The organism is Escherichia sp. MOD1-EC6098 (genome assembly GCF_002965865.1).
In the GTDB taxonomy this organism is placed as follows: Bacteria; Pseudomonadota; Gammaproteobacteria; order Enterobacterales; family Enterobacteriaceae; genus Escherichia; species Escherichia marmotae.
Genome location: NZ_PTSN01000003.1, coordinates 195378 through 210330, shown reverse-complemented (window position 1 = coordinate 210330; position 14953 = coordinate 195378). Strand labels below are relative to the sequence as shown.

The window sequence follows — 14953 nt, the reverse complement described above, 5'->3', positions numbered from 1 at the left end:
CACTGCCTGTAATACTTCTTATATTCGAGACGATTATGACCGTGACCCGCCCGCGCGCCGAACGGGGCGCTTTTCCGCCAGGAACCGAACATTACGGACGTTCATTATTAGGTGCGCCATTGATCTGGTTTCCGGCGTCTGCAGCCAGCAGCGAAAGTGGGTTGATTCTGGCTGGCACCCACGGCGACGAAAATTCTTCCGTCGTCACCCTCTCCTGCGCATTACGCACATTAACCCCTTCTCTGCGCCGCCATCATGTCGTGCTCTGTGTGAATCCTGACGGTTGCCAGCTTGGTTTACGAGCCAATGCTAATGGTGTGGATTTGAACAGAAACTTTCCTGCAGCGAACTGGAAAGAAGGTGAAACGGTGTACCGCTGGAACAGCGCCGCCGAAAAGCGCGATGTGGTCTTGCTGACCGGAGATAAACCAGGCTCAGAACCTGAAACCCAGGCGTTGTGCCAGCTCATTCATCGTATCCAACCCGCCTGGATAGTCTCTTTTCACGATCCGCTGGCTTGTATTGAAGATCCCTGGCACAGTGAATTAGGTGAATGGCTGGCTCAGGCGTTTGAATTACCGCTGGTGACCAGCGTCGGCTATGAAACGCCCGGCTCCTTCGGCAGTTGGTGTGCTGATCTGAACTTGCACTGTATTACCGCCGAGTTTCCGCCTGTCTCCTCAGATGAAGCCAGCGAAAAGTATCTCTTTGCAATGGCGAATTTACTGCGTTGGCATCCTAAAGATGCAATTCGCCGGTCGTAAACTGTAGCGGCGGCTCCACATCCACCGCCAACCAGGTCGGGCCATCAAGATCAGCAAAACTGACCTGCGGCACCAGCGGTAAAACGGCGCTAATGGCACGTGAAGTACATAGCATGCAGCCCAACATCAGGCTAAAACCTTGTGCACGCGCTTCGGTCGCCAACGCCAGCGCTTCTGTTAGCCCGCCGGTTTTATCGAGTTTGATGTTAACCATCTCATAGCGCCCTTGCAGCGCCTTCAGGTTACTGCGGGTATGGCAGCTTTCATCAGCACAAATGGGTAACGGATGAATAAAATTCTCCAGCGCCGCATCGTCCTGTGCCGGGAGCGGCTGTTCCAGCATAGCGACGCCTAAATCAGCCAACAACTGACATCGCGCCGCCAACCCTTCCGCGCGCCAGGATTCATTAGCATCAACAATCAACGTCGCATCCGGAACCGCTGCGCGGATCGCCACCATCCGCTCGCTAATAAGATGGTTATCCAGCTTCACTTTCAGCAATTTCGCCCCCGCCTGCCAGAGTGCTGATGCACTGCTGGCCATCTGATCCGGCGTACCAATAACCACTGTCTGCGCCGTGGTAATAGTGTCGGGAAGCGTTATGCCGATAAATTCAGCTAACGTCTGCTGCTGTTTACGCGCACAGAGATCCCACAACGCACAATCCAGCGCATTGCGTGCCGCACCAGCGGGCAAAATTTTTTGCAACTCTTCTCGTGTCAGTCCTTTTTCCAGTTGCGGCACAACACTCATAATTTGCGCCATTACCGAAGCATCACTTTCACCGTAGCGCGGATAGGGAGTACATTCCCCTACGCCTTTAACACCATCCTCTTCCAGTTCAACCACCACCACACGCGCTTCACTACGGCTACCTCGCGCAATCACAAACGGGGAATGTAACGGCCAGGCTTCCTCAAATACCTTTACGGTTCTCATCTTTACTCCTTGTTGCCGCGGTGGTTTGCGGATTAAGCGCAAATAGCGTTTGCTGTGTTATTGACAGTTAGCATAAACTAGATGTGACGTTAACTATATGTAAACAGGAAAGATAATCATGTCACAAATCGTTCATTTCCAGGGCAACCCGGTTACAGTCGCCAATTCCATCCCGCAAGTGGGTAGCAAAGCGCAGACTTTTACTCTCGTGGCAAAAGATCTGTCTGACGTCACCCTCGGTCAGTTTGCGGGTAAACGCAAAGTGCTGAACATTTTCCCGAGTATTGATACCGGTGTTTGCGCCGCATCAGTACGTAAGTTTAACCAACTGGCGACAGAAATCGATAACACCGTTGTACTGTGTATTTCTGCCGATCTGCCATTCGCCCAGTCTCGTTTCTGCGGTGCGGAAGGTCTGAACAATGTAATCACCCTTTCCACTTTCCGTAATAGCGAATTCCTGAAAGCTTACGGTGTTGAGATCGCTGAAGGCCCCTTGAAAGGTCTGGCAGCGCGCGCAGTTGTCGTAATTGATGAAAATGACAATGTGATTTTCAGCCAACTGGTGAATGAAATCACCACCGAGCCGGATTACGACGCAGCTCTGGCTGTACTGAAAGCGTAAGTTATTATGCCTGATGGTATTGCGCCATCAGGCATTTTACGTGTTTACTCTTCGCTCTTCTTCTGACTCAGGCCGTATTCACGCAATTTGTTGGCAATCGCGGTATGGGAAACACCCAGACGTTTTGCCAGTTTGCGCGTGCTGGGGTAATTGCGATAAAGCTGGGTTAATACCGATCGTTCAAATCGGCTGGTGATCTCATCCAGCGAACCTTCCATCGCATCTTCCCCCACAGGGACGGTAGCAGCGTCATAATCTGGCAGCAAAATATCTTGTGGGCGCAGTTCGTAGCCATCCAGTTGCGTTAGTGCACGGTAAATCGCATTTTTCAATTGCCTCACGTTACCCGGCCAACCATAACGTGTCAGCACGGTATTCAGATCGGCAGCCAATTTCGGACGCGGCACTCCCTGCTCGTCGGCAAAGCGCGCGACGAACAATTCGGTTAACGGCATGATATCCTGCGGGCAGTCACGCAACGGCGGCAGATTCAGCGTCAACACGTTCAGGCGATAATAGAGATCTTCCCGAAATACGCCTTTTTGCACCAGCTCAACCAAATTCTTCTGCGTCGCGCAAATCACCCGCACATCAACATGCACTTCATGATCTTCGCCAACCCGACGGAAGGTGCCATCATTGAGGAAACGCAGCAGTTTAGCCTGCATCCGTGGCGACATCTCACCAATCTCATCCAGCAGCACCGAACCGCCGTTCGCTTGCTCAAAGAACCCTTTCTTCCCTTCCGGGGCATGCCCAAACAGTTCGCTCTCAACGGCATCTTCCGGAATAGATGCACAGTTCAGCGCCAGATAAGGTTTACCGGCACGAGGGCTGGCTTGATGACAGGCATAAGCAAAGAGATCTTTACCTGTACCCGTGTCACCCGTGATCAGTAGCGGCGCGCTTAACATCGCCAGTTTTTGCGCCTGCTCGACAACGTGTTTCATTTTCGAGCTAACGGCGACAATCTGGCTAAAGGCGCTGACGTCCTGCGCAGCCACATTTTGCAACTGACGCCCCATACGAATCGTCGAACGCAGCATCACCACCGCACCAGTCAAAACGTGCTGGTCATTTTCATCCTGAAGATAGACCGGCGTTATCTCCATCAAGAAATTCTGCCCGTTGATCACCACATGTTCGTTATGCGAATCCTGCGGGTCACTCTCCAGCCAACGTAAAAAATTAAATCCGTTAATCAATTGCGCAGCGGTATGATTGCGTAAACGCTCAAGTTTCTGACCAAATAGCTGACAACTCGCCGGATTCGCCATGTCCACTTTACTTTTCATATCGACAGAAAGCACGGGTTCAGGCAATGCCTCAAGCAATGCGCTCAGCGCCAGATGTTCACGCTCGGAAGGCATCCACGACACCGTACGTACATCGGTAACACCTGCTATACGGCGAATTTCCGCCATCAGGCTGCTGAAACTGTCAAAATCCAGCTCGGCAAAATTAAGGTAAATCCGCCCGATTGGGTCAATCTCAATACCGCGTAAATCGATGCCTCTTAGTACTAGTAGATCGAGTAATTCGCGGGTCAGACCGAGTCGGTCTTCACAAAAGACTTCCAGACGCATGGGAACCTTCACCTGAAAAAAGAACAATTAATATGATGATATGACACTATTCGAGTGGCAGGAAGGTTTCTGTCAACAAACATTGACACAAAGACGAATAAACGGGCACTTCGGCGTAAAGATATCCGATCAGTACCCGATATTGCGTTATTTTTCGCTGGGCGTTTTGCCCTTTTGCAGCGTCTCTTTTACCTGACCGATAAGCTGACGACGGAAATCACCCAGACGGGGTTTGTCATCGTCAATCCACGGCAACGGACGGCAAAGTTCCATAGCTTTAATTCCCAGACGCGCAGTCAGTAGCCCGGCACCAATCCCCTGGGCAGCGCGCGTCGACAAGCGTGCGGCGAGATCCTGCGACATCCAGTCCATCCCCACTTCGCGCACCAGTTCACTGGCCCCGGCGAAAGCGATATTCAGCAGCACCAGTTTAAACAGACGCAAACGGCTGTAATAACCCAGTTCAATGCCATACAGCGTGGCGATGCGATTAATCAACCGCAGATTGCGCCAGGCAATAAACGCCATATCCACCAGCGCCAGCGGACTGACGGCAATCATCAGCGTAGATTCTGCCGCTGAACGGCTGATTTCGCGGCGCGCCTGCGCATCCAGCACCGGCTGAACCAGATGGGCATACAAACTGACGACTTCGCGATCGTTCTGCGTTTCATGGATCGAGGCATACCAGCGTTGCAGCGCCGGATGCGACTGATCGATCCCCGCCTGCTGCGCCAGCTTTTCACAAAAAACTCGCCCTTTTCCAGTACCGTGGCTATGCAGCAAATCTCGCGCTTCATCACGCTCATGAGCACGCTGGCGCAAGCGCCATAACCGCCGCCACTCCGTCACCACAGAGCCAACGCCAGCACCGATGATCAATGCCCCAGCGGCACAACCGCCCAGCGCCACCCAGTCCTGGGTTTGCCAGGCATTCATCGTCCACTGCACCCCCTGACCAACAACGCTCACGCCAAACAGCGTCAGCCCGCCCATCACCATTTTGCGCCACAGACTGCGTTTCGGGCGTAATGCGGCATCCATCACCGCTTCAACTTGCCCTTCTTCTTCCTGTGCTGCGTCGAGCGTCGCCGGTGCAAAATTTTGCGCCTGACTTTCGTCAAAGGTCTGCTGCGCCCTGAATTTAGGGTTCTGATCGACCTCCAGCGGACCGTCGAAATCAATACGTGGTTTTAACGGTTCGGTCATCGCAATTTATCTCCTATTAAAAATTCCAGCGCGGCATCAAGACGAATATGCGGCAGCGGTTTGTCGACATCCATTACCTGCGGACGAAACGCCTCAAACTGGAAACCTTGCTTATCCCAGAACGCCTGACCGGGCAAACGTGCGGGAACTTCGCCAGGATAAACAGTGAGCGGTGCGCCATCGCTCAATCGATTGCCGCGCAGCGCCGGAATTTTCTCACCGTTAACGTCGATAATGCCGCTGGTGGTCGCCTGAACTGAGGCCAGCCCCAGACAATCCATGCTGATCCCTTCAAACGCCGCATTTTGCCAGGCGTCCTGAATCAGTTGTTGCAGTAATGAAACCATATTGGCGTGCTGATCGATGGTCACATGGTCCGCTTTCGTCGCAGCAAACAGTAATTTGTCGATAACCGGCGAGAACAAGCGCCGGAACAGCGTGCGCTGCCCATAATGAAAACTCTGCATCAGTTGCGTCAGCGCCAGGCGCATATCGTTAAAAGCCTGCGGACCACTGTTGAGCGGTTGCAGGCAATCCACCAGTACAATCTGGCGGTCGAAGCGCAGAAAGTGATTCTTATAGAAACCTTTCACCACTTTCTCGCAGTAATAGTTATACCGCTCACGCAGCATCCCGGCGTTGGTGTGTTTATCGGCCTGTGCCAGTTTGGACTCACCCCAGGCGTCAACATCCGGCCACGGGAAGAACTGCAACGCAGGCGCTCCCGCCATATCGCCAGGCAAGACAAAGCGACCAGGCTGGATAAAGTGCAGCCCCTGCTGCTTGCAATGGTGGAGATAATCGGTCCACGCGGCGGCAATGTCCGCAAGACGATTTTCGTCGGCAGGAGCTAACGGGTCCAGCCCTTCGCACATCATCCGCCATTTTGCCGACCACTCGCCACGCTGACCATTAAGCAAGCCCGTCATCTGCCGCGACCAGCTTAAATAATCCTGTGCCAGCATTGGCAAATCGAGTAGCCACTCGCCGGGATAATCAACAATCTCCAGATACAACGTGGAGGTGTCCTTGAAATGACGCAGCAGCGAATCATTCGATTTATAACGCAATGCCAGGCGGATTTCGCTGACGCCGCGCGTTGGCGTCGGCCAGGCCGGAGGATCGCCATATAATTGCGCCAGACCTTCATCATAGGTGAAGCGCGGAATGCCAAAGTCACGCTGGGGAATGCGTTTTACGCCCAGCAGACGATCTTCACGCACCGCACTTAATAGCGGCAAACGTGCTCCGGCATGAATATTGAGCAACTGATTAACCATCGCGGTGATAAACGCTGTTTTCCCACTGCGGCTAAGACCGGTTACGGCCAGTCGCAAGTGCCTGTCGACACCACGATTCACCAGCGCATTAAGTTCATTTTTGAGTCGCTTCATTGCTGTCCTGTGCCAGAAAGCTGTAGAAAGGATGAGATGCTGGAGGTAATAATGTGGGTTAATTTTGATTTATCAAATAAATAAGCGGTGTTATTTACACCGCTCAATGAGTAATTCTTTTAACCTTTGACCTTCGGCATCTCAATATCTTTAAGACCACCGGCGTTTTCAACGTGGGTGTACCCCATTTCGCTGAGGATTTCTTTTGCCTGTCCGGACTGACGCCCTGCGTTGCAATACACTTTAACGGTGTCGTTTTTATCCGGAACGGCGGTGGCAATACGCTCTTTCACTTCCTTCAGGGGAATATTGATGGCTCCCTGAACGTGCTCTTGCTGATACTGTTCTGGAATACGAACATCGATCCAGTGTTCAGCGGCAAAAACAGGCAGTGAAAACGCCAGCGTCAGCGCTAGTAACCCTTTTTTAAACATGTAAGCGTCCTTCTATGGATGAAAATTGCTATCCATTATACGCCTGAGATTTAACAATTTTTGCGAAACTCCCCTCACCTTTTATAGCGCTGTGCCAGTTTATTAGCGGCCCGACTTAACAGCGGTTCCAGCGCCACAGCCAGCAACATTTTCAGCGGCCGACGAACAACAGATTTTATCGCCCAACCAGCAACGCCCGCCGGGCCGTAGCGCAGTGCGGTAAGAAGTACCAGCTTGCTTGCTAATTTGAAACCAGGCTTCACCTTTTGCCCGGCCTGTTGCCAGCGAATATTCATAACTTTCCTCACAGTTGACGGAAACGACTACGTAGCGAGAAAGTGTCGGAAGTGACATAACGTTCCATCTCGCGTAAACGCGTTTCACTGGCCGCCAGTTCACGGTCGACTTCATCCAGCAATTCGCTGCTGGAAGGTTGTTGTTCACCATACGCCATGTTGTCCGGCATCGGGTCAAGGGCAAATGACAAGATGATGTAAGCGACCAGGGTAAACAGCGCCAGGCCGAAGAATATCGACAGCACCACGAGAATACGCACCAGTTTTACGGGCACATCAAAATAATTGGCAATCCCTGCGCAGACACCACGCACCATGCCCTGTTGTGGGATGCGCCATAATTTTTTATTGAGATTAATACCCGCCATTAGCGATCCCTCCAGTTCGGATGTTCAGCATCAAGAATGGACTCCAGCGCCTGAATACGCTCACGCATCCGTTTTGCCTCATCTGCCAGTTGCGCTAATCGCTGCTGTTCACTTTGCGACAATTCACCGCGGCTGGAGCGGTTGCTGTAATGCAGCCATAACCAGATAGGCAAAACAAACAGCACAAAAATGGTTAACGGAATAGCCAGAAATAGCGCGCTCATAAGTACTCCTTAGACGATGAGCGGCGGCGCGTTCAGACGCCGCCTGGGGTGTTATTATTGATTATCTTGCTTCATTTTGGCTTTTAATTGCGCCAGTTGCTCGCTGATTGCGTCATCGGCTTTCAGTTCAGCAAATTGCTCATCAAGCGATCGTTGTTTACCAAAGCTGTGGCTTTCTGCTTCTGCTTCCATCTGGTCGATACGACGTTCGAAAGATTCGAAACGCGCCATCGCTTCATCAAGTTTTCCGCTATCTAACTGACGGCGCACATCGCGCGACGAATTCGCCGCCTGATGACGCAGCATTAATGCCTGCTGGCGAGCGCGGGTTTCGCTCAACTTGTTTTCCAGTTCGCCTATCTCTTTCTTCATGCGCGCCAGCGTATCGTCCACCAACGTCACTTCATGTTCCAGGGACTTAATCAGATCGGTCAGTTTCTGTTTTTCAATTAACGCTGCACGCGCCAGATCTTCTCTCTCTTTCAGCAGTGCCAGTTCGGCTTTTTCCTGCCACTCAACTTCACGAGCCGACGCTTGTTCAATCCGGCGAGTCAGTTGTTTCTTTTCCGCCAGCGCACGCGCCGAAGTAGAACGCACTTCAACCAAAGTGTCTTCCATCTCCTGGATCATCAGACGCACCAATTTCTGCGGGTCTTCCGCCTTCTCTAAAAGGGCGTTGATGTTGGCATTCACGATGTCGGCAAAGCGAGAAAAAATACCCATAATGTTGTCCTCTTGATTTCTTTGTTCAGGATTGTCCTGCTGAACTGTTAATACAATTTGCGTGCCAATTTTTATCTTTTTGATTTATAAAGATCTGATTGAAGATTCAACAGCAACATGCCAGGATGAATTAGCGAATTACACTAACAAGTGGCGAATTTCATCATGGCTGAATACAAAGATAACTTACTCGGTGAAGCGAACAGCTTTCTCGAAGTGCTGGAACAGGTTTCGCATCTCGCGCCGCTGGACAAACCAGTGTTGATTATTGGCGAGCGCGGCACCGGTAAAGAGTTGATCGCCAGCCGCCTGCACTACCTTTCTTCGCGTTGGCAAGGGCCGTTTATTTCTCTTAACTGCGCGGCGTTAAATGAAAATCTGCTGGATTCCGAACTGTTTGGCCATGAAGCTGGCGCGTTTACCGGCGCGCAAAAACGTCATCCGGGACGATTTGAACGCGCAGACGGCGGCACGTTGTTTCTTGATGAACTCGCTACGGCACCGATGATGGTGCAGGAAAAATTGTTGCGCGTGATCGAGTATGGTGAACTGGAACGCGTCGGCGGTAGTCAGCCATTACAGGTCAATGTGCGGCTGGTATGTGCCACGAACGCCGACCTTCCGGCGATGGTCAATGAAGGCACTTTTCGCGCCGACCTGCTCGACCGTCTGGCTTTCGACGTGGTGCAACTGCCGCCGCTGCGTGAGCGTGAAGGCGATATTATGCTGATGGCGGAACACTTTGCCATCCAAATGTGTCGGGAAATCAAACTGCCTCTATTCCCGGGTTTTACGGAACGCGCCAGAGAAACGCTGCTAAATTATCGCTGGCCGGGAAATATTCGTGAATTGAAAAACGTGGTGGAACGTTCGGTGTATCGCCACGGCACCAGCGATTATCCGCTTGATGACATCATTATTGATCCCTTTAAACAGCGTCCACCGGAAGAAGCTATCGCCGTTTCAGAAACGACATCACTTCCGGCGTTGCCGGTGGATTTGCGCGAATTTCAGATGCTGCAGGAAAAAGAGTTACTTCAGCTCAGTTTGCAACAGGGGAAATATAACCAGAAACGCGCGGCTGAATTACTGGGATTAACCTATCATCAGTTCCGCGCATTGTTGAAAAAGCACCAGATTTAGCGGGGTTAGGCAATGTCACTTGCCGGATGCGGCGTAAACGTCCTGTTCGACCAACAAAACCGTTTAAATTCAATATACTGTCAGCTAGTGCATGATACGGGTTTCGCCAGACGCAGCCTGGCGCACTGGCGGTGCGCAGCGCCGTTATCTATAAAAAGATGTATGACCCGGATCACGAGTGCTATCATCCGCCCCTATGCTTAACGCATTAACCCCAGGGTAAACCATGAACCACGATATCCCACTGAAATATTTCGATATTGCCGATGAATACGCGAGCGAATGCGCAAAATCTGTCGCAGAATCTGAGCGCACGGCGCTGGCCCACTACTTCCAGTTACTGCTCACCCGTTTGATGAACAATGAAGAGATCAGCGAAGAAGCCCAGCATGAAATGGCCGCTGAAGCAGGGATTAATCCCGCGCACATTGATGAGATCGCAGAGTTCTTGAATCAATGGGGTAATGAGTAATCATTTAATAGTGGACGCCCGGCCAGGATTGTAGGCCGTACCGCATCCGGCTAAAAATGAGACACACCTTGTCAGCAATCTGCAGTCAGTCTCACGATCGCGCCTGTCTGCACCTCGCTAAGTTGTTCTGTGAGTTATAGTTATAAAGAAATCACGGGTACGAATGTTGAACAGATGGCGACGCCACCTGTTCAACGACCAACCACACGGCCCTCATTACGACCCCTGAACACAAACGGTAATGGCAAATGTCATTAAATATTAGTAAGATAGCCTCTTTACATAAAATCCCTTAATATTATGCGCCAGGTATTATCGTCTCTTTTGGTGATTGCTGGACTTGTGAGTGGTCAGGCAATAGCCGCGCCTGAACCCGCCCCGCACGCTGATATCCGCGACAGCGGTTTTGTCTATTGCGTCAGCGGACAAGTCAACACCTTTAACCCATCCAAAGCGAGCAGTGGGTTAATTGTCGATACCCTTGCCGCCCAGTTTTATGATCGACTGCTGGATGTCGATCCTTATACCTATCGTCTGATGCCGGAACTTGCCGAAAGCTGGGAAGTGCTCGACAACGGCGCGACCTATCGCTTCCACCTGCGCCGCGATGTCCCGTTTCAAAAAACGGCCTGGTTTACTCCCACACGCAAAATGAATGCCGATGATGTGGTGTTTACCTTCCAGCGAATTTTTGACCGCAGCAACCCGTGGCATAACGTCAACGGTAGCAACTTCCCCTATTTCGACAGTCTGCAATTTGCCGACAACGTTAAAAGCGTCCGCAAGCTGGATAATCACACCGTTGAGTTCCGTCTGTCCCAGCCTGACGCCTCCTTTTTATGGCACCTGGCAACCCACTATGCGTCGGTAATGTCTGCCGAATACGCCCAGAAGTTAGAGCAAGAAGATCGCCAGGAGCAACTCGACCGCCAGCCCGTCGGCACCGGACCGTATAAACTGTCGGAAAATCGCACGGGGCAATATATTCGCTTACAACGTCATGATGAATTCTGGCGAGGCAAGCCGTTGATGCCGCAGGTGGTGGTGGATTTAGGCTCTGGCGGCACCGGACGGCTGTCGAAACTCTTGACCGGTGAATGTGACGTTCTGGCCTGGCCCGCTGCCAGTCAGCTATCTATTTTGCGCGATGACCCGCGTTTGCGTTTAACGCTGCGTCCGGGGATGAACGTTGCCTATCTGGCGTTTAACACCGCCAAACCGCCGCTAAATAATCCAGCAGTCCGCCACGCGCTGGCGTTGTCGATCAATAACCAGCGCCTGATGCAATCTATCTATTACGGTACGGCTGAAACTGCGGCCTCAATTTTACCGCGCGCCTCGTGGGCTTATGACAACGAGGCTAAAATTACCGAATACAATCCAGCGAAATCACGCGAACAGTTGAAGGCGTTGGGGCTGGAAAACTTAACGCTGAAACTGTGGGTGCCGACGCGCTCACAGGCGTGGAACCCCAGCCCGCTGAAGACCGCCGAACTCATTCAGGCGGATATGGCGCAGGTCGGCGTGAAAGTGGTGATTGTACCGGTAGAAGGTCGTTTTCAGGAGGCGCGATTGATGGATATGAGCCATGATCTGACGTTATCCGGTTGGGCGACGGACAGTAATGATCCGGACAGTTTCTTCCGTCCGTTACTAAGCTGTGCGGCCATTCACTCCCAGACCAACCTTGCCCACTGGTGCGATCCGAAATTTGACAGCGTATTGCGTAAGGCGCTCTCCTCGCAGCAACTGGCTGCGCGTATTGAAGCCTATGACGAAGCGCAAAGTATTCTGGCGCAGGAGTTGCCCATTCTGCCGCTGGCCTCGTCACTGCGCTTGCAGGCCTACCGTTACGATATCAAAGGGCTGGTTCTTAGCCCGTTTGGTAACGCCTCCTTCGCAGGGGTGTACCGCGAAAAGCAAAATGAGGTGAAAAAACCATGATTATCTTCACCTTACGCCGCATTTTGTTATTGATCGTGACCTTGTTCCTGCTGACCTTTGTTGGCTTCAGTTTGAGCTATTTCACGCCACATGCGCCGTTACAAGGCGCGTCGCTGTGGAATGCATGGGTGTTCTGGTTTAACGGCCTGATCCACTGGGATTTTGGCGTTTCCAGCATTAACGGTCAGCCGATTGCCGAGCAGTTAAAAGAGGTCTTCCCGGCGACGATGGAGCTGTGCATTCTCGCCTTCGGTTTTGCGCTGATTGTTGGGATCCCCGTGGGGATGATTGCCGGAATTACACGCCATAAGTGGCAGGATAATTTGATCAACGCCATCGCGTTATTGGGCTTTTCAATCCCTGTTTTCTGGCTGGCACTTCTGTTGACGCTGTTTTGTTCGCTTACATTAGGCTGGCTGCCCGTTTCAGGGCGTTTCGATCTGCTCTACGAAGTGAAACCGATTACCGGTTTTGCGTTGATTGATGCCTGGCTTTCGGACTCACCGTGGCGGGATGAAATGATCATGAGCGCAATGCGTCATATGGTATTGCCAGTCATCACCCTGTCGGTTGCACCGACTACCGAAGTGATCCGTCTGATGCGTATCAGCACCATCGAAGTGTATGACCAGAACTATGTGAAAGCAGCGGCAACCCGCGGTTTGTCGCGCTTTACTATTTTGCGTCGCCACGTGTTACATAACGCGTTACCTCCTGTCATCCCTCGCCTGGGATTACAGTTCTCCACCATGCTGACACTGGCGATGATCACCGAAATGGTCTTTAGCTGGCCTGGACTTGGCCGCTGGTTAATTAACGCCATCCGCCAGCAGGATTACGCAGCCATTTCCGCCGGAGTGATGGTCTGCGGTTCACTGGTCATTATTGTTAACGTGATTTCTGATATTTTGGGTGCCATGGCTAACCCTCTGAAACATAAGGAATGGTATGCCTTACGATAGCGTATACAGCGAGAAGCGCCCGCCCGGCACGCTGCGTACCGCCTGGCGCAAATTCTATGGTGATGCCGCTGCAATGGTCGGCCTGTACGGCTGCGCGGGGCTGGCTGTGTTGTGTATTTTTGGCGGCTGGTTTGCGCCTTACGACATCGACCAGCAATTTCTCGGTTATCAATTGTTGCCGCCGTCATGGTCGCGCTACGGAGAAGTCTCTTTTTTCCTCGGCACCGATGACCTTGGTCGCGATGTTTTAAGCCGTTTACTGAGCGGTGCTGCGCCTACCGTCGGCGGCGCATTTGTGGTGACGCTTGCCGCGACAATCTGTGGTCTTGTGCTCGGCACCTTCGCCGGTGCTACGCATGGTTTACGGTCAGCGGTGCTTAACCATATTCTGGATACTTTACTGGCGATCCCGTCCCTGCTGCTGGCGATTATCGTCGTCGCGTTTGCCGGGCCGAGTTTGTCGCACGCAATGTTTGCCGTCTGGCTGGCGTTACTGCCGCGTATGGTGCGTTCGGTCTACAGCATGGTGCATGATGAGCTGGAAAAAGAGTACGTTATTGCTGCCCGTCTGGATGGCGCAACGACGCTGAATATTCTCTGGTTTGCCGTGTTGCCGAACATTACCGCCGGACTGGTCACAGAGATCACCCGCGCACTGTCGATGGCAATTCTTGATATCGCCGCGCTGGGCTTTCTCGATCTCGGCGCGCAACTCCCCTCGCCTGAATGGGGAGCGATGCTTGGCGATGCACTGGAGCTGATTTATGTCGCCCCGTGGACCGTGATGCTGCCTGGAGCGGCAATTATGATCAGCGTGTTGTTGGTTAACCTCCTTGGCGATGGTGTACGTCGTGCGATTATTGCGGGGGTGGAATAATGCCGTTACTGGATATTCGTAACCTGACCATTGAATTTAAAACCGGTGATGAGTGGGTTAAAGCCGTTGACCGCGTGAGTATGACCTTAACCGAAGGTGAAATCCGTGGCCTTGTTGGCGAGTCTGGCTCCGGCAAAAGTTTGATTGCGAAAGCGATTTGTGGCGTTAATAAAGATAACTGGCGTGTTACCGCTGACCGTATGCGTTTTGATGATATCGATCTGTTGCGTCTCTCCGCGCGCGAACGGCGCAAGCTGGTTGGGCACAATGTATCGATGATCTTTCAGGAACCGCAATCGTGTCTCGACCCTTCTGAACGTGTGGGTCGTCAGTTGATGCAAAATATCCCGGCCTGGACCTACAAAGGGCGTTGGTGGCAGCGTTTTGGCTGGCGCAAACGCCGTGCCATTGAGCTGCTGCACCGTGTGGGGATTAAAGATCACAAAGATGCGATGCGCAGCTTTCCGTATGAGTTAACCGAAGGTGAATGCCAGAAAGTGATGATTGCCATCGCGCTGGCAAATCAACCACGTCTGCTGATAGCTGACGAACCGACAAACTCGATGGAGCCAACCACCCAGGCGCAAATTTTTCGCCTGCTGACGCGTCTGAATCAGAACAGTAACACCACCATTTTGCTTATCAGCCATGACTTACAAATGCTTAGCCAATGGGCGGATAAAATTAACGTGCTTTACTGTGGCCAAACGGTGGAATCCGCGCCAAGTAAGGAGCTGGTGACGATGCCGCATCATCCTTATACCCAGGCGTTGATCCGCGCGATACCGGACTTCGGCAGCGCGATGCCGCATAAAAGTCGCCTCAATACGCTGCCCGGTGCCATCCCTCTGCTGGAACAATTACCGATTGGCTGTCGTCTGGGACCACGTTGCCCGTATGCACAACGAGAATGTATTGTGACGCCGCGTTTGACGGGGGCGAAAAATCATCTCTATGCCTGTCATTTCCCGCTGAACATGGAGAAAGAGTGA

The 14953-nt window shown here is 52.2% G+C and carries 17 protein-coding genes; 8 read left to right on the top strand and 9 right to left on the bottom strand.

Annotation, left to right across the window (positions count from 1 at the left end; translation table 11 throughout):
- The first annotated feature begins 35 nt into the window (after positions 1-35).
- A complete protein-coding gene (mpaA, locus tag C0K55_RS05625) occupies positions 36-764 on the top strand; it encodes a murein tripeptide amidase MpaA (RefSeq protein WP_105265995.1) in 729 nt (242 codons plus the stop codon).
- Here the strand turns inward: mpaA and ycjG are convergent.
- A complete protein-coding gene (gene ycjG, locus C0K55_RS05620; protein ID WP_001516473.1) occupies positions 739-1704 on the bottom strand; it encodes an L-Ala-D/L-Glu epimerase in 966 nt (321 codons plus the stop codon). The genes mpaA and ycjG overlap by 26 nt on opposite strands.
- 118 nt (positions 1705-1822) lie before the next feature.
- Here ycjG and tpx point away from each other — a divergent pair, with 118 nt between their 5' ends.
- Positions 1823-2329: a thiol peroxidase gene (gene tpx / locus C0K55_RS05615; protein WP_000078458.1), complete on the top strand. Its 507-nt coding sequence runs from the start codon at positions 1823-1825 to the stop codon at positions 2327-2329.
- A 44-nt stretch (positions 2330-2373) separates the two neighbouring features.
- Here tpx and tyrR read toward each other — a convergent pair whose 3' ends face one another.
- The 8 genes from tyrR to pspA all read right to left on the bottom strand — a co-directional run bounded on the left by tyrR (position 2374) and on the right by pspA (position 8563).
- A complete protein-coding gene (gene tyrR, locus C0K55_RS05610) occupies positions 2374-3915 on the bottom strand; it encodes a transcriptional regulator TyrR (protein ID WP_001516475.1) in 1542 nt (513 codons plus the stop codon).
- A 147-nt stretch (positions 3916-4062) separates the two neighbouring features.
- The gene (locus tag C0K55_RS05605) at positions 4063-5124 is read right to left on the bottom strand and encodes a YcjF family protein (protein WP_000138736.1); all 1062 of its coding nucleotides are present in this window, start codon (positions 5122-5124) and stop codon (positions 4063-4065) included.
- Entirely contained in the window at positions 5121-6518 is a 1398-nt protein-coding gene (locus C0K55_RS05600) for a YcjX family protein (RefSeq protein ID WP_016248745.1), read from the bottom strand. The genes C0K55_RS05605 and C0K55_RS05600 overlap by 4 nt, the downstream gene beginning before the upstream one ends.
- Before the next feature lie 119 nt (positions 6519-6637).
- On the bottom strand, positions 6638-6952 hold the full coding sequence (pspE, locus tag C0K55_RS05595; RefSeq protein WP_000473116.1) for a thiosulfate sulfurtransferase PspE: 315 nt from the start codon (positions 6950-6952) through the stop codon (positions 6638-6640).
- 74 nt (positions 6953-7026) lie between these two features.
- Positions 7027-7248 carry a phage shock protein PspD gene (pspD, locus tag C0K55_RS05590; RefSeq protein ID WP_105265994.1) on the bottom strand — a complete coding sequence of 74 codons (222 nt, stop codon included), beginning with the start codon at positions 7246-7248 and terminating at the stop codon, positions 7027-7029.
- Positions 7249-7256: 8 nt separating this feature from the next.
- The gene (gene pspC, locus C0K55_RS05585) at positions 7257-7616 is read right to left on the bottom strand and encodes an envelope stress response membrane protein PspC (RefSeq protein WP_016248746.1); all 360 of its coding nucleotides are present in this window, start codon (positions 7614-7616) and stop codon (positions 7257-7259) included.
- Positions 7616-7840 (bottom strand): envelope stress response membrane protein PspB, encoded by a 225-nt coding sequence (gene pspB, locus C0K55_RS05580; RefSeq protein WP_001274965.1) that lies wholly within the window; start codon positions 7838-7840, stop codon positions 7616-7618. Before pspB ends, pspC begins: the two co-directional genes overlap by 1 nt.
- 54 nt (positions 7841-7894) lie before the next feature.
- A complete protein-coding gene (pspA, locus tag C0K55_RS05575) occupies positions 7895-8563 on the bottom strand; it encodes a phage shock protein PspA (protein ID WP_000511027.1) in 669 nt (222 codons plus the stop codon).
- Between the two features lie 165 nt (positions 8564-8728).
- Here pspA and pspF point away from each other — a divergent pair, with 165 nt between their 5' ends.
- From pspF to sapD, 6 genes are all read left to right on the top strand, one after another.
- Entirely contained in the window at positions 8729-9706 is a 978-nt protein-coding gene (pspF, locus tag C0K55_RS05570; protein WP_001516479.1) for a phage shock protein operon transcriptional activator, read from the top strand.
- A gap of 226 nt (positions 9707-9932) precedes the next feature.
- The gene (locus C0K55_RS05565) at positions 9933-10178 is read left to right on the top strand and encodes a YmjA family protein (RefSeq protein WP_001015094.1); all 246 of its coding nucleotides are present in this window, start codon (positions 9933-9935) and stop codon (positions 10176-10178) included.
- Between the two features lie 300 nt (positions 10179-10478).
- On the top strand, positions 10479-12122 hold the full coding sequence (gene sapA / locus C0K55_RS05555) for an ABC transporter substrate-binding protein SapA (protein ID WP_001250188.1): 1644 nt from the start codon (positions 10479-10481) through the stop codon (positions 12120-12122).
- Positions 12119-13084: a putrescine export ABC transporter permease SapB gene (sapB, locus tag C0K55_RS05550; RefSeq protein ID WP_000583280.1), complete on the top strand. Its 966-nt coding sequence runs from the start codon at positions 12119-12121 to the stop codon at positions 13082-13084. Before sapA ends, sapB begins: the two co-directional genes overlap by 4 nt.
- Positions 13071-13961, top strand: a complete 891-nt coding sequence (gene sapC, locus C0K55_RS05545; protein ID WP_001146144.1) for a peptide ABC transporter permease SapC — start codon at positions 13071-13073, stop codon at positions 13959-13961. The genes sapB and sapC overlap by 14 nt, the downstream gene beginning before the upstream one ends.
- A complete protein-coding gene (sapD, locus tag C0K55_RS05540) occupies positions 13961-14953 on the top strand; it encodes a peptide ABC transporter ATP-binding protein SapD (RefSeq protein WP_001128856.1) in 993 nt (330 codons plus the stop codon). Before sapC ends, sapD begins: the two co-directional genes overlap by 1 nt.